This is a genomic window from Sphingomonas sp. SP1, from assembly GCF_058313395.1.
The window spans coordinates 1,674,112-1,694,010 of the sequence record NZ_JBZFLC010000001.1 but is presented as its reverse complement, the minus strand read 5'-3'; the positions used below and the strand labels follow the sequence as shown (position 1 = coordinate 1,694,010).

The following is a 19,899-nucleotide window of genomic DNA, read 5'->3' as shown; positions in this document are numbered from 1 at the left end:
CGCCAAGCGCCCCGCTCATTGCGCTGGCATGGCCACAAACGCACCATATGATTGCCTGATCATCGGCGGCGGTCCGGCAGGACTGACCGCAGCCATCTATCTCGCCCGGTTTCACCTCGACATCCATGTGGTGGACGGAGGGGACAGCCGGGCGGCATGGATTCCGTGCAGCCACAATCACGCCGGCTATCCTGACGGCATCAACGGCAAGGAATTGCTTCGCCTGATGCGAGAACAGGCGCAGAAGTACGGTGCCAAGATCGAGGACGGTCGCGTGACCCGGCTCGACAAGGACGAGGATGGGCTGTTCACCGCCGAATGGGGCGGCGGACCCCACCGGGCCAAAACGGTTCTGCTTGCCACAGGCCTGACAAACCGCCGTCCGCCAATGGATCCTGAATTACACGACGACGCCATGGCCCGCGGCCTTATCCGCTATTGCCCGATCTGCGACGGTTACGAGGTCACGGACAAGAAGGTCGGGGTGATCGGCTCCGGCAAGGGCGGGGTCGGCGAGGCGATCTTTCTGCGCAGCTACACCGCCGACGTGACGCTGATCGCCCCTGATCGGGCGATGGAGATCAGCGGCGACGAGCGCGCCCGGCTGGATGCAGCGGGGGTCAAGATCGTCGATGGCCCCGCCGAGGCGGTCGGCGTCACGGGTGAGTGCATCACGGTGGACACGGCCGAAGGGCTGCTCACCTTCGACAGCATCTACCCGGCGCTCGGCTCCGACACCCACACCACGCTGGGCGAGATGGTCGGCGCCAAGGTGGCGGAGGATGGCTGCTTCCTGTGCGATGAAAAGATGCGGACGTCTGTCGAAGGGCTCTACGCCGCCGGCGACGTGGTCCATGGCCTCGACCAGATCAGCCACGCCATGGGCGAAGGCGGCCAGGCTGCCACCACCATCCGCAACGATCTGGCGGCCAGGTCGCCGATGCTGCGCGAACCGTGCCTCACCGAGACGCAGCTTGAGACCGCGGAGGTTGGAGAAGGTTAGGCCCCGGGCTGCAGCGCCGAAGCGAAACCGTCGGGATCGGGCACGCCGGCGAGAACCTGCTCCTCCACTCTAGCCTTGTGCACCCGGACAGTCAGGTGGACCTCGCCGCGGTCGCGCGTGCGTTCCGCCACCACCGCGTCTTCGACCGCGCCGATCTCGATCTCGTGTGCGATCCGCCCGTCCAAGGCGCGCTGCCACAGAACGCGCCGGTCAGTCACGACCATCGTACCAAAGATTGAATGCAGCCAGCGATTGTCCTTGAACAGCACCGACCAGAGAGGCCAAACGGCAAGCGGGCCGAGGGCCAGCAGGAACCCTCCACTTACGGCAAACTGGAAGAGCGCACCTTGCGTGCCACCCACTCGCGACGGCACTCCCGACACGACCCAGTTCAGAGCGAGAATAAGGGGAAGCGGAGTAGGCGCAATCATTGCCGCGACGATCGCGTGCTCCCGCCGCAAGCTGCGCCAGCCCAACCGCCCTGACCACTGCGTGACTTCCCCAGGTTGCAACCCCGGCGAAGCTTCGGCAGGCCTTGATGGTTGCGCAAGGTGCCCGCGAACCGCTGCTACACCGCTCCGTCCGAGCAGCAGGAGGAGCGATGCGCCGATGATCCCGAAGCCCCAGCGGGCCTGTTCCCAGGGGACGGGCAAGCGCTGTCCCCACATCCGCACGGTCGCGTTGCCAGTGGGTCGGAAGGCCGCCTCCAGGAATAGCAATGCCATGGCTGCGCCGATCGCCAGAAGCAGGAGGTAGACGGCGAGGGCCAGTGGATTGCGATAACTCTGGCTGGACACGTGGAAAGTGGCTCAGGCGAGGAATTCAGGATCGACGGTGACCCTGCCGTCGATCAGGTCTGCGATGCCTGGTTTGAACGGCACTAGCGCCCGCTTGCCGTCGGGCTTCTCGATCTCGATAAGATCGCCGGCCCCGAAGTTCTCCACCGCCGACACGGTACCGAGCGGCCGCCCCTCCCCATCGACGCACGGCAGGCCGATCAGGTCGGCGTGATAATATTCGCCCTCGTCCAGCGGCGGCAGGCTATCGCGAGCGACCTCCACCAGCGAACCGCGAAGGGCCTCGGCCGCTTCTCGCGTCGTGACCCCGGCTAGGCGGGCGATCGCAACCTTGCCGCCCTCCCTGGCCCATTGCAGCTGCATTTCCCGGCCGCCGACGAAGACGGTCTTGTGCCCAGCGAGGTTGGCCGCACTGTCCGTGAAGAGCTTGAGGCGCAGCTCGCCCCGGATGCCGTGGGCACCCGCGACGGCGGCGAGGGCGATGCGGGGTTCAGTCAAAGCAACACCGTGGATCGACGATGCCCGACACGACCGGGAGAGGGCGTTGGCCCTTCACCGCTCGCGCCGAGCAAGGTCGACAAACGATCTTAACCTTCAGCCTTCTCAGCACCTTCGGCCGGAGCCGCATCGTCGGCGCCTTCGGCGGGTTCCGGCTGGGTCGGAGCCGAAGCTTCCTCGGCTGGAGCTTCCTCTGCGGCACCTTCGGCCGGCTTGGGCTGGGTCGGAGCGCTTTCTTCGGCAGTCTCGGCAGGAGCCGCTTCTTCGGCGACCGGAGCAGCGGCTTCCTCGGCGACCGGAGCAGCAGCGGCTTCGGCCTTGGCGGCGGCAGCGGCCTCGGCAGCCTCGGCCTGCTTGGTCGCACGCTCCTCGGCGCGCTCCTTCGCCTTCTCGCCCGGTTCACCCTTCTTGGGGTTGGAACGAGCGGCGCGTTCCTTGATGCCGGCGGCGTCGAGGAAGCGCGCAACGCGGTCCGACGGCTGCGCACCAACGCTCAGCCAGTGCGAGATACGATCGTTGTCGAGCTTCACGCGCTCGGGCGAATCCTTCGCGAGAAGCGGATTGTAGGTGCCGACCTTTTCGATGAAGCGGCCGTCGCGGGCGTTGCGCGAGTCGGCAACGACGATGCGATAATAGGGGCGCTTCTTGGAGCCACCACGGGCGAGACGAATTGCAACTGCCATATCTAAAGTCCTTCTTGTAAGTCGTTGTTACTTTTTACCAAACTTATCGAAACCAGGCGGCAGGCCGAACGGCTGATTGCCGCTGCCAAGACCCGGGAGGCCAGGCATCCCGCCTGGGCCGCCAGCGCCACCGGGGCCCAGCAGACCGCCCATGGCGCCTTCCATGCCGCCCTTACCGAACATCGCCGCAAGCTTGCCAAAGCCACCCATCTTCTTGAGCCGCTTCATCGCGGTCTCCATTTCCTGGTGCATCTTCAACAGCTTGTTCACTTCCTGCACCGACCGACCGCTGCCCTTGGCGATCCGGATCTTGCGCTTGGCGTTGATCAACTGAGGGGCGGCACGCTCCTTGGCGGTCATGGACGACAGCATGGCTTCCAGGTGAACAAGGGCCTTGCCATCCTGCGCCTTTTCCATCGCGCCCTTCATGCCCTTGATACCGGGCAACATGCCGGCAAGGGCACCCAGACCGCCCATGCGCTTCATCTGGTCGAGCTGCATGCGGAGGTCGTCGAGGTCGAACTTGCCCTTGGCCATCTTGGCCGCGAGCTTCTCGGCGTCTTCGACTTTGATCGTCTCGGCGGCGCGCTCGACCAGGCTGACGACATCGCCCATGCCAAGGATCCGGCCCGCAACCCGGCTCGGGTGGAACGGCTCGATCGCGTCCAAGCCCTCGCCGGTGCCGGCAAACTTGATCGGCTTGCCGGTGACCGCGCGCATCGACAGCGCCGCGCCGCCGCGCGCATCGCCGTCCATCCGGGTCAGAATGACGCCGGTCAGGTCGACCTCGCCCGCGAAACCCTTGGCGACGTTGACGGCGTCCTGACCGGTCAGGCTGTCGACCACCAGTAGCGTCTCGGCCGGCTTCGAAGCGGTCGAGACTGCCTTCATCTCGCTCATCAGGGCGTCGTCGACGTGGAGGCGTCCTGCCGTATCGAGCAGCACCACGTCGTAGCCCTGGAGCCTGGCCGACTGCAGCGCGCGGGCGGCGATCTCGACCGGCGGCTGGCCCGGCACGATCGGCAGCGTATCGACGCCCGCCTGCCGCCCAAGCACCGCCAGCTGCTCCTGCGCGGCCGGGCGGGCGACGTCGAGCGACGCCATCAGGACCTTCTTGCGCTCTTTCTCCGTCAGTCGCTTGGCGAGCTTGGCGGTCGTGGTTGTCTTGCCTGAGCCCTGCAGGCCGACCATCATGATCACCGCCGGCGGCGCCACCGCGACATTCAGGTCCGCGCCATCACCGCCCAGCATCTCGATCAGCGCGTCGTTGACGATCTTCACGACCTGCTGGCCCGGGGTGACCGAGCGCAGCACTTCCTGGCCGACCGCCTGTTCCGTCACCTTGTCCACGAAATCGCGGGCGACCGGTAACGCGACGTCGGCCTCGAGCAATGCTACCCGCACCTCGCGCATCGCCGAGCGCACGTCCGCCTCGTCCAGCGCACCACGGCCGCGAAGCTTGTCGAAGACGCCGCCGAGGCGGTCGCTGAGGGACTCGAACATTCAAACGCTCCTGCGATGATCCACCGCGATGTGGGGTGCCTGGCCCGCAACGCAAACGACGCCGGCGGGTGAACACTCACCGGCCAGCGGACCCCGAAGGGCGAACATCGATGTCTTGCCGAAAACGACGGTTGGGCGCTTAGTGCAGCGACCTGCCAAGGTCAAGGAAGAGGGTCCACGCCATGAAGAACATCCTCCTTCACGTTTCCGACGAGCAAACGCTGGACCAGCGGCTGGAATCCGCTTTGGCGGCAGCCAGGCTTCATGGGGCGCATCTGCGCTGTTTGCAGGTGACGCCGATCGAATCCTTCGTGGCGATGGACGGACTCGGCGGCGTGTTCGTGATGAACGACCTGCTAAGCGCCGTCGCAGATCGGGAGAGCAGCCTGCGTGACCGGGTCGAGACCGAGCTTGCCCGGGAAGATGTCAGCTGGGACTTTCAGCATGCCACGGGATCGGTCGCGCACACCATCGCCAGTCATGCGGCGCTGGCCGATCTGGTGGTGAGCGGGCGCCAGGTTAACGATTCCGGTGAGCAGGTCGGCGATGGGACGCTGGCCGACATTGTTGAGGTAAACCGGACGCCCGTGCTGGTGCCGGCATGTTCCGGGGCGCTGTTCGATCCCGCGGCGACCGTGCTGGTCGGCTGGGACCGCAGTTTCGAGGCCGCGGCCACGATCAAATCGACCTTGCCCCTGCTGCGCCGAGCAGCCGGAGTGCATGTGGCGACGGTGGTCGAGGAAGGTGAGCGGGACAATTTCCCTGGCACGGCCGTGCTGGAATATCTGTCCCGTCACGGGGTTCATGCCGAGCTGCACGAGGTCGAGCACCGCCGCAACGTCGCCGAGGCGCTGGTCGGCCTGGCGAAGTCCGTCGAGGCAGCAACGATCGTGATCGGCGCCTACCACCACAGCCGGATCGGAGAATATTGGTTCGGCGGCGTCACCCGGACGCTGCTGCGCCAGTGTGACCTTCATCTCGTGATGGGGCGTTAGTCCGCCTGCCCCAACCGTTGCGGCGTGGCGTCGATCCGGCGCGGCATGGCGAAGAAGTGCCCCTGCAGCTGGTTGCAGCCGACGACCCGTAACAGGTCCGCCTGCTCGCGGGTTTCGACCCCCTCGGCGGCGATGGTGAGGCCCAGCGCCTGTCCCATGTTGACGATCGCGGCGATGATTGCCCGCGCATCGCTCGATTCGGTGATGTCGGCGACGAAGCTACGGTCGATCTTGATCTTGTCGACGGTGAAGCGCCGCAGATAGCCGAGCGAGGAATAGCCGGTACCGAAATCGTCCAGCGCCAGACGGAAGCCGGCCTTGCGCAGTTTGGCGAGCGAACCGCGGATAGCCGGACTATCGTCGAGCAGCACCTGCTCGGTGATTTCCAGTTCGATGGTGCGCGGCGCAACACCATAACGGCGGCACGAGGCGAGCAGGCGGCCCGCGAACCCGTCGTCCCGCAGCTGGACCGGCGACAGATTGAGCGCAGTGAACGTGCCCGGGCCACGGCTGCCGATGGTGGCCAGAGCTTCCTGTACGATCCACTCGCCGATCGGAGCGATCAGCCCGGTTTCCTCCGCAACCGGAATGATCTCGCTGGGACTGAGCGTGCCCAGCGATGGATGGTCCCAGCGCAACAGCAGCTCCTGCCCGACCTCGCGGCCCGCGGTATCGACGAGGGGCTGCGCCCACAGAGCGAACTGGCTGTCACGGATTGCGCGGCGCAACTCTGCTTCCAGATTGGAGCGTCGAATCGTGTGGGCGTCCATGTCGCGAGCGAACAGCCGGGCGATGCCCCGGCCTTCCCCCTTGGCGCAATACAGCGCCACGTCCGCGCGCCGCATCAGTTCGGTTCCGCTCAAGGCGGGGTCGCTGGTGTGCGCCGCGCCGATGCTGGCGCCACCGAACACTTGCGTGCTCATCAGATCGAATGGGCGGCGGAACAGTGCGAGCACAGCTTCGGCGTTGGTCAGCGCGCGGGCCGCGGAGCAATCGGGAAGAACGATCGCGAATTCATCGCCACCAAGTCGCCCGATGGTGCCGCGGCTGCGGAATTCCTCTGCCAACCGGTCGGCGAACTGCTGGATCAGCTGATCGCCTGCCAGGTGCCCGAGCGTGTCGTTCACCTGCTTGAAACGATCAAGGTCGATCAGCAGCAACGCGGCCCCCTCTCCCCCCACGCGGATCGCCTTTGCCAAACGGTCGCCCAGCACGGTTCGGTTCGGCAGGCCGGTCAGCGAATCCTGGAAAGCCAGCGTCCGCGCACGAAGCTCCAGCCGAGCGCGTTCACGCAAGGTTTCACGAAGACGGACAAGCAGCCTGGTCATCAGCAGTGCGATGATCAGCAGCGCGGCAAGCTGAACCGGCAACAGGGTGCGGATCGTGCGTGAACCGGGGAGTTCGGGGGTCCAGATCAGATAGCCGAGCGCCGATCCGGAACTGCCCCGGATTTCGATCGCATATTCGCCCTCCTTGGTAGAGCGGGTGGCCGAAAAGCGGGGTCGCTCGATCAGGTGCTTGGCCTGCAGTTCAGCCATGAACTGGGCATCAAGATACCGGATGCTAAGGAGGATCGGCCAGCTGGAACGCTTACCGACATAGCCCGGCGTGGACGGCCGCATCTGCATGGCGCTGATGGCTGCGGGGCGTCCTTCGATAAGCCCCAATCGGGTGAGGTGATAGGAACGCCCGGTGGTCCGCACCTGGCTGTCGCTAGGGAGCGGCACGCCAGGCAGCCGGTCGTGCGCTTCAACGGCGACAGCACCGCCGGTGCGCAGAGCGGCGACGAACGGCCCCAGGTCGCCCTTCATCCGATCATACAGACTTTCGCCGACACGCTGGCCGTTCGCCACCACATGGATTGGCTTGCCGTCGGCGCTGAGAATGACGCCGCGATCATGACCGAAGATTCGATATAGCCAGCCGCTGACGTTCTGAAGCAGCCATTCGTCGTTGCGCCGGGGCCGAAGCACCGCTGCGACCGACTCGTCCCATACGGCGACGGTTTCCTGCTGGAGAGCAAGCTCGTCCAGCGCCACCGCCATTGCGTGGCGAGCGACCCGTTCCTGCCGCTCGACCGAGACCGCGTTGCTGCCGCGGGTGGCATACACGAGGCTGCCGACCATCATGACCGCCACCGCGAGCAGCACAGCGAAGGTCGTGTGCAGCGCCTGGCGCGACAGGCGCCGCACGCTGGCGGTTTCTTGGAGGCTGGCGGACAGGCTGCCGTACATCGACCCTGCTAAGGGTCAGACCCGTTAACAAATCGTAGATAGTCGGCAATGAAACACTTATTTTGGAGAGGGGCGCCCCCGTCCCGGACGACCGCCGGGCGTGCCGCCACCACCGCCACGCGGACCCCGCCCGGGGCCTCCGGGACCACGACCCTGCGGGCGCGGAGGACGGGGGCCGCGCGAGCCACGATCCACCACTTCTCCATGCCGCGGCGGCGACCTGACCGGCGCCGCATCGCGCGGCGCGACGGCATAGCCTTCTTTCAGCAGCGCGGTGAATGCCGTTCGCGTGCTTGCCGCGATCGCGTCCTGCAATTCCTTCGGCAGGTCGGCGAAGGTCACATTGTTGTGAATCGCCTGGACGTCGCGCAGCAGATTGTTCGGCAGCCCCTTGGAGCCCGCCTTCAGCGCCGCAATGGCGTCCAGCACGGCGGAGAAGATCACGGACTGCATGACGTCTTGGGCGGCTCTGGGCATTGCGGTTCAACTCTCGCGCGGTGGACTTGGGTTCATAGCGCCCCTAGGTGAGCCGCGATGCTGCGGCAATTCCATAAGATGCACGGGCTGGGGAATGACTTCGTTATTCTCGACGCGAGAGAGCAAGCGCTCGACGTCGTACCTTCCCTCGCCAAGGCGCTGTCCGATCGTCGAACCGGCATTGGCTGCGACCAGCTGATCCTGCTGGAACCGAGCATGATTGCAGACGTGAAGATGCGGATCTGGAACCACGACGGCGGCGAAGTCCAGAGCTGCGGCAACGCGTCGCGCTGCGTGGTCGCGCTGACCGGCGCCAAGACGCTGGAGACCGGCGGCGGAATTGTTCACGGCTCGACGCTCGACGGCGCAGTCGAAGTGTCGCTCGGTCAGCCGAAGTTTGCCTGGAACGAGGTGCCAATCAATTATCCAATGGACACGGATGCCGTCCCGATGGGCTGGGGGCCGCTCGAGAAGCCGATGGCATTGAGCGTCGGCAACCCGCACCTCGTCTTCTTTGTCGCGGATGTCGATGCCATCGACCTCGTGCGGGTGGGGCCGAGCATCGAGCATGACCCCGCTTTCCCCGAGCGCATCAACGTCAATGTGGCCGAGGTTCGCGAAGGCGCGATCAAATTGCGCACCTGGGAACGGGGCGCGGGGCTGACGCTCGCCTGCGGAACCGGAGCGTGCGCAACGGCGGTGGCGGCGATCAAGTCCAGACGGGTGCAGTCGCCAGTGAAGGTCACCATGCCCGGCGGCTCGTTGACTGTGGCATGGGAGCCGGGCGGTGAAGTCCGCATGATCGGGGCGGCGACTTATGTCTTCAGGGGCGAGATCGATCTCGGGGCGCTTGGCGCATGAGCGTTGAGACGATCACCCTCGGCTGCCGCCTCAACTTCGCGGAAAGCGAGGCAATGAAGGCCGGCGCTCCCGACGGGGCAGTCATCATCAATTCCTGCGCGGTCACCAACGAGGCGGTGCGCCAGACCCGTCAGGCGATCCGTCGCACCCGGCGAGAACGGCCGGATGCACGGATCATCGCCACCGGCTGCGCTGTCCAACTCGAGCCCGCACTGTTCCGGTCGATGCCGGAAGTGGACGAAATCCGCACCCGCGACTTCGCCCGCCCTCTGGTCGCCGCCGGTTTTCGCCAGCGCGTGCGCAGCTTCGTCGCGGTGCAGACCGGTTGCGATCACCGGTGTACATTTTGCACCATCTGGCAGGCACGTGGGCCGAGCGTGACCCTGCCTTACCCCGCAGTTCGCGATGCCGTTGCGCGGGAGCTGGACGCCGGTGCCGCCGAAATCGTGCTGACGGGGGTGGACATCACGGATGTGGACGGCGGGCTCGGGCGACTGTGCGAGCGGCTGCTTGACGACTTGCCGAACCTTCTGCGTCTGCGCCTGTCGAGCCTCGACAGCGTCGAAATTGACGACGCCCTGCTCGCCCTGATTGCCGGGGAGCCGCGGCTGATGCCACACTTCCACCTGTCGCTGCAGCATGGCGACGACCTGATCCTGAAGCGCATGAAGCGCCGGCACTCTCGGGCCGACGCAGTGCGGCTGGTCGAGCGAATCAAGGCGGTGCGCCCGAATGCGACCATCGGTGCCGACCTGATCGCTGGCTTTCCCACCGAGGGCGAGGAAGCCGCGCTGAACACGATCAAGGTGCTGGACGACTGCCACATCGTCGCCGCCCACATTTTCCCCTTCTCGCCCCGCCCGAACACGCCAGCCGCCCGCATGCCGCAGCTCCCGCGCGAGCTAGTCAAAGCCCGCGCCGCCCGCCTCCGCGACGCCGCCGCTCAGCGGCGTTCGGCCTGGCTCGATAGCCTGGTCGGGACGACCCTGTCCGTGCTGGTCGAGAATAGCGAAAAGGGCCACAGCGACTGCTTCGCACCGGTTCTCATCCCCGGTTCCACCCGCGGCCAGACCGGCCCCGCCCGCATCACTGGCCGCAGCGCCGATCACCTGATTGGGACGTTTGTTCAATGAGTTGGCTTGAGAAGCTGACCGGCGGTTTCAAGAAGACAGCCGACCGGCTTGGCGAAAACATCAGCGGCCTCGCGACCAAAGCCGCACTCGACACGTCCACGCTGGACGACATCGAGGAAGCGCTGATTGCGTCCGACCTCGGGCCGGAAGCTTCGCGGCGCATCCGCGACGCCATCGCCGCGCGCCGCTTCGAACAACTCGACGAGCGTGGGCTGCGCACGATCCTGGCGGAAGAGATCGAGAAGATCCTCGCGCCCGTCGCCAAGCCGCTCGACGTGTGGGGCTTTCCCCGTCCGCATGTCATCCTGGTGATCGGCGTCAATGGGTCAGGCAAAACGACGACGATCGGCAAGCTGGGCCACCTGCTGCAGGAGCAGGACTATGGCGTGATGCTCGCCGCCGGCGACACCTTCCGTGCCGCGGCAATTGAGCAGCTTCGCATCTGGGGTCAGCGCATCAACGCTCCCGTGATCACCGGCAAGGAAGGCGGCGACGCAGCCGGGATCGTGTTCGACGGGGTCAAGCAGGCCACCAACACCGGTATCGACTGCCTGATCGTGGACACCGCTGGGCGCCTGCAGAACAAGACCCATCTCATGGATGAACTGTCCAAGGTGCGGCGCGTGCTCGGTCGCCTGAATCCGGAGGCGCCGCACGACGTGGTGCTGGTGCTCGACGCCACCACCGGGCAGAACGCGCTTAATCAGATCGAAGTGTTCCGGGATCTGGCGGGAGTGACGGGACTGGTGATGACGAAACTGGATGGCACGGCGCGGGGCGGCGTGCTGGTCGCGGCGGCAGAGAAATTTGGATTGCCAATTCATGCCATCGGCGTCGGTGAAGGCGTCAACGACCTGCGCCCGTTCGACCCCCGCGCCGTGGCCCGGGCCATCGCCGGACTGGGCCCCGAATGAGCAGCAGCGCCCCAACTAAGGAACCGGCCGGCGGGTCGCGCCTGCTGATCGACCTGGGACCCTTGCTGGTCTTCTTCCTGGTCAACTTCTTTGCACCGGTGGACCCGCTCGGCCGGATCTTCGTCGCCACCGGGGCCTTCATGGTCGCGATGGTTGCGGCGATGATCTATTCGGCGATCAAGTTTCGCCACGTCTCACCCTTGCTGTGGTTCAGCGGGGTCATGGTGGTGGTCCTGGGCGGCCTGACCATCTGGCTGCACAATGAAACCTTCATCAAGGTCAAGCCGACAATCTATTATCTGCTGGTTGCGGGGCTGCTGGGCTTTGGCCTGTGGGCCGGCAAGCCGCTGCTCAAGATGGTGCTCGGCTCCGCCTACCCGGGCCTCACCGACGCGGGGTGGGCGAAACTGACCCGGAACTGGGCGCTGTTTTTCCTCGGCATGGCGGCGCTCAACGAAGCCGTGTGGCGCAACTCTTCGACCGACTTCTGGGTCGGATTCAAGTTGTGGGGGGCCATTCCCCTCACCTTTCTGTTCGCGGCGGCCAACGTTCCGATGCTGTTGAAGCATGGCCTTAATTCCGAGGAGAGGCCCGAGCCGGTCGAGCCGGGGCCGATCGAATGAGCGCGCCGATCCTTTCGATCCGGGGACTGCGCAAGGCCTACGCCAGCGGCACCGAGGCACTGAAAGCGGTCGATCTCGACATCAATCGCGGCGAGATCTTCGCGCTCCTCGGGCCCAATGGGGCGGGTAAGACGACGCTGATCTCCATCGTCTGCGGCCTCGTCACCGCAACCGCGGGCGAGGTGCTGGTCGACGGCAGACAGTGGCAGCGCAATTATCGCGAGGTGCGCCGCCGCATCGGCCTGGTGCCACAGGAGCTTACGACCGACGCGTTCGAGCCGGTCATCTCCACCGTCAGCTTTTCCCGCGAATTGTTCGGCCGTCCGCGCGATCCGGGCAAGATCGAGGAGATCCTGCGCACCCTCACCCTGTGGGACAAGCGCAAGACGATCATGAAGGAACTGTCCGGCGGCATGAAGCGCCGGGTCATGATCGCCAAAGCGCTGGCCCACGATCCGGACATCCTGTTCCTCGACGAACCTACGGCCGGGGTCGATGTCGAACTGCGCAAGGACATGTGGAACATGGTCCGCCGCCTGCGCGAAAAGGGCGTCACGATCATCCTGACCACCCATTATATCGAAGAAGCCGAAGAGATGGCTGACCGCGTGGGAGTCATCGCCAAGGGCGAGCTGATCCTGGTCGAGGACAAGACCGCGCTCATGCAGAAGCTCGGCCGCAAGGAGCTGCATCTTCAGCTCGTCGAGCCGCTCGCCGCCATCCCTCCTGCCGTGGCCCCGTGGAACCCGCGGTTGAGCGCGGACGGAGCGACCCTGACCTATGAGTTCGATGCCAAGTCGGATCGCACCGGCATTCCGTCACTGCTTTCCGCCCTTCGCGACGAGGCTATTGCCTTCAAGGACCTCGACACCAGGCAGTCGAGCCTGGAGGACATCTTCGTGGATCTGGTCCACAACGGCCGGAAGGAGGCGGCGGAGTGATTGCTCTGCGTGCGCGAACAACCGCTCGTCCTGAGCGTAGCATAGCGAAGTCGAAGGGCGTCGGCACGCCTGGACGCCCTTCGACTACGCGCTCACGCGCTCCGCTCAGGACGAGCGGTATCCTCTCCGAGAAGGCAAACCCATGAACCTGCGCGGCATATGGGCGATCTATCGCTTTGAAATGCACCGCTTCCGCCGGACGTTGTGGACCGGCCTCGCCGTGCCGGTGATCACGACCAGCCTGTATTTCATCGTTTTCGGCTCTGCCATCGGCAGTCGCATGACGGAGATCGGCGGCGTCCCCTATGGCGCGTTCATCGTGCCCGGTCTGATGATGCTGAGCCTGTTCACGGAAAGCATCTTCAACGCCAGCTTCGGCATCCACATGCCGCGTTTCACCGGGACCATCTACGAGATCCTGTCCGCCCCGATGAGTGCGTTCGAGACGGTGCTGGGCTATGTCGGCGCGGCCGCGACCAAGGCGATGATCGTCGCGCTGGTCATCCTTGCTACCGCTCACCTGTTCGTTCCGGTGCAGATTTTGCATCCGGCGTTGATGCTTGCCTATCTGTTCCTGGTGGCAGTCACCTTCTGCATGTTCGGCTTCATCGTGGGCATCTGGGCCAAGGGGTTCGAGCAGCTGCAGGTCATCCCCCTGCTGGTGGTCACGCCGCTGACCTTTCTGGGCGGCAGCTTCTACTCGATCGACATGCTGCCCGAACCGTGGCGCACGATCACGCTGTTCAATCCGGTAGTCTACCTCATCAACGGCTTCCGCTGGACCTTCTTCGGAACGGCCGACGTGTCGTTCGGCTTGGCATTGGGAGCCACGGTGGCATTTGCCGCCGCCTGCCTGCTCGGCATCTGGTGGATCTTTCGCACCGGCTACCGCCTGAAAGCTTGATCGTATGACCGGCAAGTTCCAGCGCTTCACCGATTGGCTGGCGCTCAATCTCGATGCTCTCGCTCTTGGCGCCGCGGTTGCGGTCGGCCTCGTCGGCCTGATGCTGCTGCTCCGGCGGCTGGGCACCTCCATCAGCGCGAACGATCCAGGCTGCATGACGTGGAAAGGCGTGATCGGCCGCGTCCTCAGCAAGACCAGCGTCCTCTTCATGGCCGCCGCGGCGCTGGAGATCGTCGTCAGCTATGCCGAGCCGCCCGCCCGCATCGGACGTCTGTTCGATATCCTCTTCACCATCGCTTTTGCGCTGCAGGGCGCAGTCTGGGGTCGCGAACTGATCCTGGGGATCGTCGGCCAGCGCGTCGGCGAGCGCCCGGGCGAGACGACGCTCGGCAATGCCATGGGCGTCATTCGGGTGCTTGTCAGCGTCGCGCTGTTTGGCATCGCGATTGTCGTCATCCTGGACAATCTCGGCATCAACGTCACCGCGCTGGTGGCGGGCCTTGGCATCGGCGGCATCGCCATCGGCCTTGCCGCGCAGGGCATCTTCTCCGACTTGTTCGCCGCGCTCGCCATCCTGTTCGACCGCCCGTTCCGGCGTGGCGACACCATCCGTTACGACACCACCACCGGCACGGTGGAGAAGATCGGCCTCAAGACCACCCGCATGCGGTCGCTGACCGGCGAGATGGTAATCATGGCCAACACCAAGCTGCTGGAGCGCGAAATCCGCAATCTCGCCGCCGGCGACGACCGGCAGGAGACGCTGCGCTTCGGCCTCACCTATCAAACCTCGCCGGCGAAGCTGAAGCAAGTCGAGGACCTCGCCCGTTCTGCCGTAAAGTCCCAGCCCGGCTGCTCCCTTGTGCGCTGCGTGCTGGTCGCGATGGGCGCCTCAAGCCTCGACCACGAATTGCTGTTCCGCCACGAGGGGCTCGACGCGGACGCCCTGTTTCATAAGCGCGCAGCGATCATCGTCGCTTTGCTCGAAAGCTTCGCCGAGCAAGGCATCGAGTTCGCCTATCCGACGCAGACGACCTTCACCGCTGCGCCGGATGGAACGCTGGTGATGCCCTATGCCGCTCCTGCCGAAGCGGCCCGAAGCACCAACTAGGCGTCGGCCGCCGCGGGCGCGCGCGTCAGCACTTTCAACAGCGCTTCGGCGGCGGGCTCGCTCGAAGCCGGATTCTGCCCAGTGATCAGCAATCCGTCCTGCTGGACATAGGGCTTAAATGCGGCGGCGGAGGAGAAGTCGGCGCCGCGTTCGCGCAACGTATCCTCGAGGAGGAAGGGAACGACCTCCGTGAGCCCGACCGCATCCTCTTCTTCGTTGGTGAAGCCCGTCACCCGCTTGCCGGCGACGAGCGGCTTTCCATCTTCCGCCAGAACATTCTTGAGAACTGCCGGGGCGTGGCAGACGAGAGCAACGGGTTTTCCGGCGGCGATGGTCTGTTCGATCAGGCGACGGCTGTCGGCATCTTCCGCGAGGTCCCACAGCGGCCCGTGCCCACCCGGGTAGAAAACAGCATCGAATTTATCGAAATCGACGGAGCTGAGAACTTCGGTCCGGGCAAGCTGCTGCTGAGCTTCCTCGTCGTTCTTGAAGCGGCGGGTGGCCGCCGTCTGCGCATCCGGCTCGTCGCTTTTCGGGTCCAGCGGCGGCTGACCGCCCTGCGGACTTGCCAGCGTGATCGCGTGACCCGCATCCTTGAGCACGTAATAGGGCGCTGCAAACTCTTCCAACCAGAAACCGGTCTTGTTGCCGGTATCGCCAAGCTTGTCGTGGCTCGTCAGGACCATCAGCAGGTTCATCATTATCTCCAACTCTGCCCCGCCCCGTCACAAGCTAGTGACTCATTGATCGTTTTCCATGACAGGACCTGGAAGAGCTTGCGTCACGTCACCTTCGCAACCCGCTTGCCGCGGCGTATTCAGTCGCTAGAGACAACTCATGCCCATCGCTTCCCTCGACGACATTCGCGGCAAGGTCGGCACCGAAATCGGCGTCTCCGATTGGATCACCGTCGACCAGCCGCGCATCAACGCCTTTGCCGACGCGACCGAGGACCATCAGTTCATTCACATCGACGAAGCCGCGGCCAAGCAGACGCCGTTCGGCGGCACCATCGCGCACGGCTTTCTTTCCCTTTCGCTCTTGAGCCGAATGGCCGCCGACGTGATGCTCGCTCCCGACACGCTGAAGATGGGCGTCAACTACGGTTTCGACCGGGTCCGCTTCCTTGCGCCGGTGAAGGCCGGCAAGCGTGTGCGCGGCCGGTTCATCCTCGACAGCGCGGACGAGAAAGCGCCCGGCCAGCTGCTCACTCGCCATACCGTTACCGTTGAAATCGAAGGCGAGGACAAGCCCGCGCTCACGGCGCAATGGCTTGGCCTGCTGTTCATCTAGAAGCTGGAGAAAACCGCCTCCCTGAGCTTGTCGAAGGGCTGCCCTTCCCCTAGCTGCCGGGAAGAAAGAACGGGGCTTCGACAGGCTCAGCCCGAACGGGTTTGGGGCGCGAGGCTCAAGCAAACGGAGCTTCATCATGGTCACCGCCGCCCGCGACGCCGTTATCGTCTCCACCGCCCGCACGCCGATCGGCCGCGCCTACAAGGGCGCGTTCAACGCGACGCCGTCCCCCACCCTCACCGCCCATGCCATCCGCGCCGCGGTCGAGCGGGCGAAGATCGACCCGCAGGAGATCGAGGACTGCATTATCGGCGCCGCCCTCCAGCAGGGCGTGCAGACCACCATCGGCCGCACCGCCGCCCTCCGCGCGGGCCTTGGCGTTGGTGTTGCCGGCATGTCGATCGACCGCCAGTGCGCGTCGGGCCTGATGGCCATCGCCACCGCCGCCAAGCAGGTCATTGTCGACCGCATGGACGTCTGCGTCGCCGGCGGTGTCGAAAGCATTTCGCTCGTCCAGACGCCGGAAATGCGGCTTGGATCCGATCCTGAACTTCTGTCCATGCACAATGCGGTCTACATGCCGATGATCCAGACCGCCGAGGTCGTCGGCAAGCGCTACTCGGTCAGCCGCGAGCGCTGCGACGAATATGCCCTCCGCTCGCAGCAGCGCACCGCCGCCGCTCAAGCCGATGGCAAGTTCGATGACGAGATCGTCGAAGTGACGGCCCGCATGGCCGTCAAGGACAAGGAAACAGGCGAAACCTCCATGAAGGATGTCACGCTGGCCAAGGACGAGGGCAATCGTCCCGAGACCACGCTGGAAGGCCTGTCCTCGCTGCAGCCGGTGATGGGCGGCGACAACATCATCACGGCGGGCAATGCGTCCCAGCTGTCGGACGGCGCGTCGGCCTGCGTCGTGATGGACGCGGGCTATGCCGAGAAGAAGGGCCTGGAGCCGCTTGGCCGCTATCTCGGCATGGCGGTTGCCGGCACCGAGCCCGACGAAATGGGCATCGGCCCGGTCTTCGCGGTGCCAAAGCTGTTGAACCGCTTCGGCCTGAAGGTCGAGGACATCGGCCTGTGGGAGTTGAACGAAGCCTTTGCCGTGCAGGTGCTCTATTGCCAGGACAAGCTCGGCATTCCCGATGAGCTCCTCAACGTCAATGGCGGCGCCATCTCGATCGGCCACCCCTACGGCATGAGCGGCGCGCGCCTGACCGGCCACGCCCTGCTCGAAGGCAAGCGGCGCGGGGCGCAGTACGTTGTCGTCACCATGTGCGTCGGCGGCGGCATGGGCGCGGCGGGGCTGTTCGAGGTTCTGTAGCCGCCGCGCGTAGCGAAGCCGGCGCGTAAGCGTCGCCTGAGCAGCGCGAGAGACGCGGAAGGCCGGCGAGCCGCGCGAAGCGACAGGACTGACGTCATGAGATTTCCTCCCATGACGGCCTCGCCGGTGCACGACGGTTGCACAGTAGGACTCGCTCTGACACGCTCCGACCCATGACCGGTGTCGAAATCCTTGCCCTTGCCGCCTCGACCAGCCTGCTTGCGGGATGGCGGCTCTACCTCGTGGCCTTCGTCACCGGCGTCGCCATGCGCTGGGGTTGGATTGATCTGCCGGACAAGCTGGCGGCGCTCGACGTGCTCGCCAACCCGTGGGTCATCGTGCTTGCCGGCGCGGCGGCGGTGTTCGAGTTCTTCGCCGACAAGATCGCCTTCATCGACAGCCTGTGGGACGGCATCCACAGCGTCATCCGACCGCTTGGCGGCGCACTGCTGGCCCTGGCGATCGTCGATGCGGGAGATCCCGTCTGGCAGGTAGCAAGTTTTCTGCTTGGTGGGGGTGCGGCGCTGGTCAGTTCCGCTGGCAAGGCTGGTGCCCGGACGCTGGTCAATGCCAGCCCCGAGCCCTTCAGCAATATCGCGGTCTCGGCAACGGAAGACGTGGCCACCGTGGGACTGCTCGCACTGGCCATCGCCAACCCGATCGCCGCCGCGCTGATCGCGTTGATCCTGGTCTTGCTCTCCGTCTGGCTGGTCATGGCCGCCCGGCGGACGCTGCGTAGCGTGCTGGCCCGGGTGAACCGAACGCCGGCTTAGCCGTTGCCTGTCCAAACGGAGGTGACGATGGCCGAAGGCGGTAAGACCAATCTGGTGGAGCGGATCGCACGCGTTTTGTGCGGCGCGGAGCATAGCAGCAATGCGGACGGCTCCGAAGCTTCGGCCGGCGAACATGTGAACCAGCATTGGCCCCAGCACCGCAACCAGGCGCTGGCCGTGCTGCACGCCATCCGGGAGCCCGACCAGGCCGGTGTAGCGGCCGGTGATCCGCAGGTCTGGCAGCGCATGGTGGAGGCGTCGATCGCCAAGGCCGAGTGACAGAACGAAGCGCCGCCGGTCACAGGGCCAACGCCCGATGGACGCTGGCGGCGTGTGTTCTGGCGTCCAGCCTGAGCTTTGTCGAAGGATCGGTCCTCAACGTTGCGCTGCCGGCGATCCGCGACAGCTTTGCAGCCGGCGCGCAGGATGTGCAGTGGGTGGTCAACACCTACCTGCTGCCCTTGTCGGCCCTGCTGCTACTTGGTGGTGCGCTCGGCGACCGATATGGCCGGCGTAGGCTGCTCCTGATCGGCACGTCATTATTCGCCGGCGCGTCCCTGGTTTGCGCGCTGGCGCCCGGCCTCGAGTGGCTCCTCCTGGGGCGCGGAGTGCAAGGCGTCGGCGCGGCTCTGCTGCTTCCGAACAGCCTGGCCTTGCTCAACGCCGCATTCGAGGGGGAAGAGCGGGGCCGCGCGGTCGGCATTTGGGCGGCGGCCGGGGCAGCATCGGCCGCGGTGGCGCCGCTGATCGGCGGCTGGCTGGTCGACAATGTCGGATGGCCTTCCATATTCTATATCAATTTGCCTCTGGCCGGTGGCGCCATCGCGCTCACGTGGTTGTTCGTCGCTGAAAGCCGCAACGAGGACGCGGGCCGGACGGATTATCCAGGCGCCTTGCTGGCGACGGCCGGGCTCGCCGGTGTGACCTATGGTCTGACGCTGTGGTCGATCGATCTCAGCTTCTCGCCACTGGCGATTGCGGCCTTGCTGGCAGGTTGCTTCGGTCTTGCCGCTTTTCTCTGGACCGAGGCGCGCCGCGGCGATCAGGCGATGATGCCGCTCGCCATGTTCGGCAACCGATGCTTCGTCGGCCTGACCGCCCTCACGTTCCTGCTTTATGGAGCGTTCGGGGCGGCAATGCTGCTGATCCCCTATGTGCTGATCGAGGCCGCTGGCTATTCGCCGGTGGAAGCTGGCCTCGCCCTTCTGCCGCTGCCGATCCTGATCGCCGCTGCGTCGCCGATGATGGGTCGGCTGGCGAGCCGTATGGGTGGCCGGCTGCCTTTGACCATAGGGCCGATGGTGGTTGCAGCCGGAATGTTGCTGGGGCTGCGCATGGGCGTCGGGACAAGCTACTGGGTCGCCGCCTTTCCGGCCATCAGCGTCATGGCGCTGGGCATGGCGCTGGCGGTTGCTCCACTGACTTCAACCGTATTGGAGTCGGTGGACCAACGGCATACCGGCACCGCCTCCGGGCTGAACAGTGCGGTCGCGCGCACCGGTGGACTGATCGCGACCGCGATGCTCGGCGCAGTGCTGGCCCGGGAGGGGGCGGCACTGATGGGCGGATTCCACTCGGCCTTGATCGCGGGTGCGGTGGTCAGCATCGCCGCCGGCTTGAACGCCTGGTTTACGGTGCCACGACGACAAACGGCCGCCCAGGGCGAACCCCGGACAGCCGTTCCATTGTCGAGCCGGTAAAGCGGCTAACGCTTAGGCAAGAACCTCCGCGGAGGCGACGCTCACCAGCTTGGGACAATGAGACATCAGACCACCTCCTTTCAGTTGTTGAACACTGAGGCGGTAGATGGTTTCTTCCGACCCGAATTCAAG

At 65.5% G+C, this 19,899-nt stretch carries 20 protein-coding genes and 1 pseudogene; 14 read left to right on the top strand and 7 right to left on the bottom strand.

The window, feature by feature from the left end; translation table 11 throughout:
- Nucleotides 1-28: 28 nt before the first annotated feature.
- On the top strand, nucleotides 29-1,003 hold the full coding sequence (locus AC4GYS_RS08590) for an NAD(P)/FAD-dependent oxidoreductase (RefSeq protein WP_491108670.1): 975 nt from the start codon (nucleotides 29-31) through the stop codon (nucleotides 1,001-1,003).
- Here the strand turns inward: AC4GYS_RS08590 and AC4GYS_RS08585 are convergent.
- The 4 genes and pseudogenes from AC4GYS_RS08585 to ffh all read right to left on the bottom strand — a co-directional run bounded on the left by AC4GYS_RS08585 (nucleotide 1,000) and on the right by ffh (nucleotide 4,484).
- A complete protein-coding gene (locus AC4GYS_RS08585; protein ID WP_491108669.1) occupies nucleotides 1,000-1,800 on the bottom strand; it encodes a hypothetical protein in 801 nt (266 codons plus the stop codon). The genes AC4GYS_RS08590 and AC4GYS_RS08585 overlap by 4 nt on opposite strands.
- 12 nt (nucleotides 1,801-1,812) lie before the next feature.
- A complete protein-coding gene (gene rimM, locus AC4GYS_RS08580; protein ID WP_491108668.1) occupies nucleotides 1,813-2,298 on the bottom strand; it encodes a ribosome maturation factor RimM in 486 nt (161 codons plus the stop codon).
- 230 nt (nucleotides 2,299-2,528) lie between these two features.
- Nucleotides 2,529-2,981, bottom strand: a pseudogene (gene rpsP / locus AC4GYS_RS08575) (30S ribosomal protein S16); the annotation flags it as partial.
- A 27-nt stretch (nucleotides 2,982-3,008) separates the two neighbouring features.
- Entirely contained in the window at nucleotides 3,009-4,484 is a 1,476-nt protein-coding gene (gene ffh, locus AC4GYS_RS08570; protein WP_491108667.1) for a signal recognition particle protein, read from the bottom strand.
- A gap of 182 nt (nucleotides 4,485-4,666) precedes the next feature.
- On the opposite strand from ffh, the gene AC4GYS_RS08565 reads away from it, so the two are divergent.
- Complete coding sequence (locus AC4GYS_RS08565) at nucleotides 4,667-5,479, top strand: universal stress protein (protein ID WP_491108666.1); 813 nt, start codon at nucleotides 4,667-4,669, stop codon at nucleotides 5,477-5,479.
- Here AC4GYS_RS08565 and AC4GYS_RS08560 read toward each other — a convergent pair.
- The gene (locus AC4GYS_RS08560) at nucleotides 5,476-7,713 is read right to left on the bottom strand and encodes a putative bifunctional diguanylate cyclase/phosphodiesterase (protein ID WP_491108665.1); all 2,238 of its coding nucleotides are present in this window, start codon (nucleotides 7,711-7,713) and stop codon (nucleotides 5,476-5,478) included. The genes AC4GYS_RS08565 and AC4GYS_RS08560 overlap by 4 nt on opposite strands.
- 57 nt (nucleotides 7,714-7,770) lie before the next feature.
- Complete coding sequence (locus AC4GYS_RS08555) at nucleotides 7,771-8,166, bottom strand: hypothetical protein (RefSeq protein ID WP_491108664.1); 396 nt, start codon at nucleotides 8,164-8,166, stop codon at nucleotides 7,771-7,773.
- Nucleotides 8,167-8,247: 81 nt separating this feature from the next.
- On the opposite strand from AC4GYS_RS08555, the gene dapF reads away from it, so the two are divergent.
- The 7 genes from dapF (at nucleotide 8,248) to AC4GYS_RS08520 (ending at nucleotide 14,677) form a co-directional block, all read left to right on the top strand.
- A complete protein-coding gene (gene dapF / locus AC4GYS_RS08550) occupies nucleotides 8,248-9,051 on the top strand; it encodes a diaminopimelate epimerase (RefSeq protein ID WP_491108663.1) in 804 nt (267 codons plus the stop codon).
- Nucleotides 9,048-10,184, top strand: a complete 1,137-nt coding sequence (locus AC4GYS_RS08545) for a MiaB/RimO family radical SAM methylthiotransferase (RefSeq protein WP_491108662.1) — start codon at nucleotides 9,048-9,050, stop codon at nucleotides 10,182-10,184. Before dapF ends, AC4GYS_RS08545 begins: the two co-directional genes overlap by 4 nt.
- Nucleotides 10,181-11,098, top strand: a complete 918-nt coding sequence (gene ftsY, locus AC4GYS_RS08540; RefSeq protein ID WP_491108661.1) for a signal recognition particle-docking protein FtsY — start codon at nucleotides 10,181-10,183, stop codon at nucleotides 11,096-11,098. Before AC4GYS_RS08545 ends, ftsY begins: the two co-directional genes overlap by 4 nt.
- Nucleotides 11,095-11,721 (top strand): septation protein A, encoded by a 627-nt coding sequence (locus tag AC4GYS_RS08535; RefSeq protein ID WP_491108660.1) that lies wholly within the window; start codon nucleotides 11,095-11,097, stop codon nucleotides 11,719-11,721. The genes ftsY and AC4GYS_RS08535 overlap by 4 nt, the downstream gene beginning before the upstream one ends.
- The gene (locus tag AC4GYS_RS08530; RefSeq protein WP_491108659.1) at nucleotides 11,718-12,662 is read left to right on the top strand and encodes an ABC transporter ATP-binding protein; all 945 of its coding nucleotides are present in this window, start codon (nucleotides 11,718-11,720) and stop codon (nucleotides 12,660-12,662) included. Before AC4GYS_RS08535 ends, AC4GYS_RS08530 begins: the two co-directional genes overlap by 4 nt.
- A 142-nt stretch (nucleotides 12,663-12,804) precedes the next feature.
- Nucleotides 12,805-13,566, top strand: a complete 762-nt coding sequence (locus AC4GYS_RS08525; protein ID WP_491108658.1) for an ABC transporter permease — start codon at nucleotides 12,805-12,807, stop codon at nucleotides 13,564-13,566.
- Nucleotides 13,567-13,570: 4 nt separating this feature from the next.
- Nucleotides 13,571-14,677, top strand: coding sequence for a mechanosensitive ion channel family protein (locus AC4GYS_RS08520; RefSeq protein ID WP_491108657.1), 1,107 nt, complete (start codon nucleotides 13,571-13,573; stop codon nucleotides 14,675-14,677).
- Here the strand turns inward: AC4GYS_RS08520 and AC4GYS_RS08515 are convergent.
- Complete coding sequence (locus AC4GYS_RS08515) at nucleotides 14,674-15,375, bottom strand: type 1 glutamine amidotransferase domain-containing protein (protein WP_491109387.1); 702 nt, start codon at nucleotides 15,373-15,375, stop codon at nucleotides 14,674-14,676. The genes AC4GYS_RS08520 and AC4GYS_RS08515 overlap by 4 nt on opposite strands.
- 139 nt (nucleotides 15,376-15,514) lie before the next feature.
- On the opposite strand from AC4GYS_RS08515, the gene AC4GYS_RS08510 reads away from it, so the two are divergent.
- The 5 genes from AC4GYS_RS08510 (at nucleotide 15,515) to AC4GYS_RS08490 (ending at nucleotide 19,767) form a co-directional block, all read left to right on the top strand.
- Nucleotides 15,515-15,970, top strand: coding sequence for a MaoC family dehydratase (locus tag AC4GYS_RS08510; protein ID WP_491108656.1), 456 nt, complete (start codon nucleotides 15,515-15,517; stop codon nucleotides 15,968-15,970).
- A gap of 136 nt (nucleotides 15,971-16,106) precedes the next feature.
- Complete coding sequence (locus tag AC4GYS_RS08505; protein WP_491108655.1) at nucleotides 16,107-17,294, top strand: acetyl-CoA C-acyltransferase; 1,188 nt, start codon at nucleotides 16,107-16,109, stop codon at nucleotides 17,292-17,294.
- 173 nt (nucleotides 17,295-17,467) lie between these two features.
- Entirely contained in the window at nucleotides 17,468-18,067 is a 600-nt protein-coding gene (locus AC4GYS_RS08500) for a DUF4126 domain-containing protein (RefSeq protein WP_491108654.1), read from the top strand.
- Nucleotides 18,068-18,094: 27 nt separating this feature from the next.
- Nucleotides 18,095-18,346 carry a hypothetical protein gene (locus tag AC4GYS_RS08495; RefSeq protein WP_491108653.1) on the top strand — a complete coding sequence of 84 codons (252 nt, stop codon included), beginning with the start codon at nucleotides 18,095-18,097 and terminating at the stop codon, nucleotides 18,344-18,346.
- Nucleotides 18,343-19,767, top strand: coding sequence for an MFS transporter (locus tag AC4GYS_RS08490; RefSeq protein WP_491108652.1), 1,425 nt, complete (start codon nucleotides 18,343-18,345; stop codon nucleotides 19,765-19,767). The genes AC4GYS_RS08495 and AC4GYS_RS08490 overlap by 4 nt, the downstream gene beginning before the upstream one ends.
- Nucleotides 19,768-19,899: the final 132 nt, after the last annotated feature.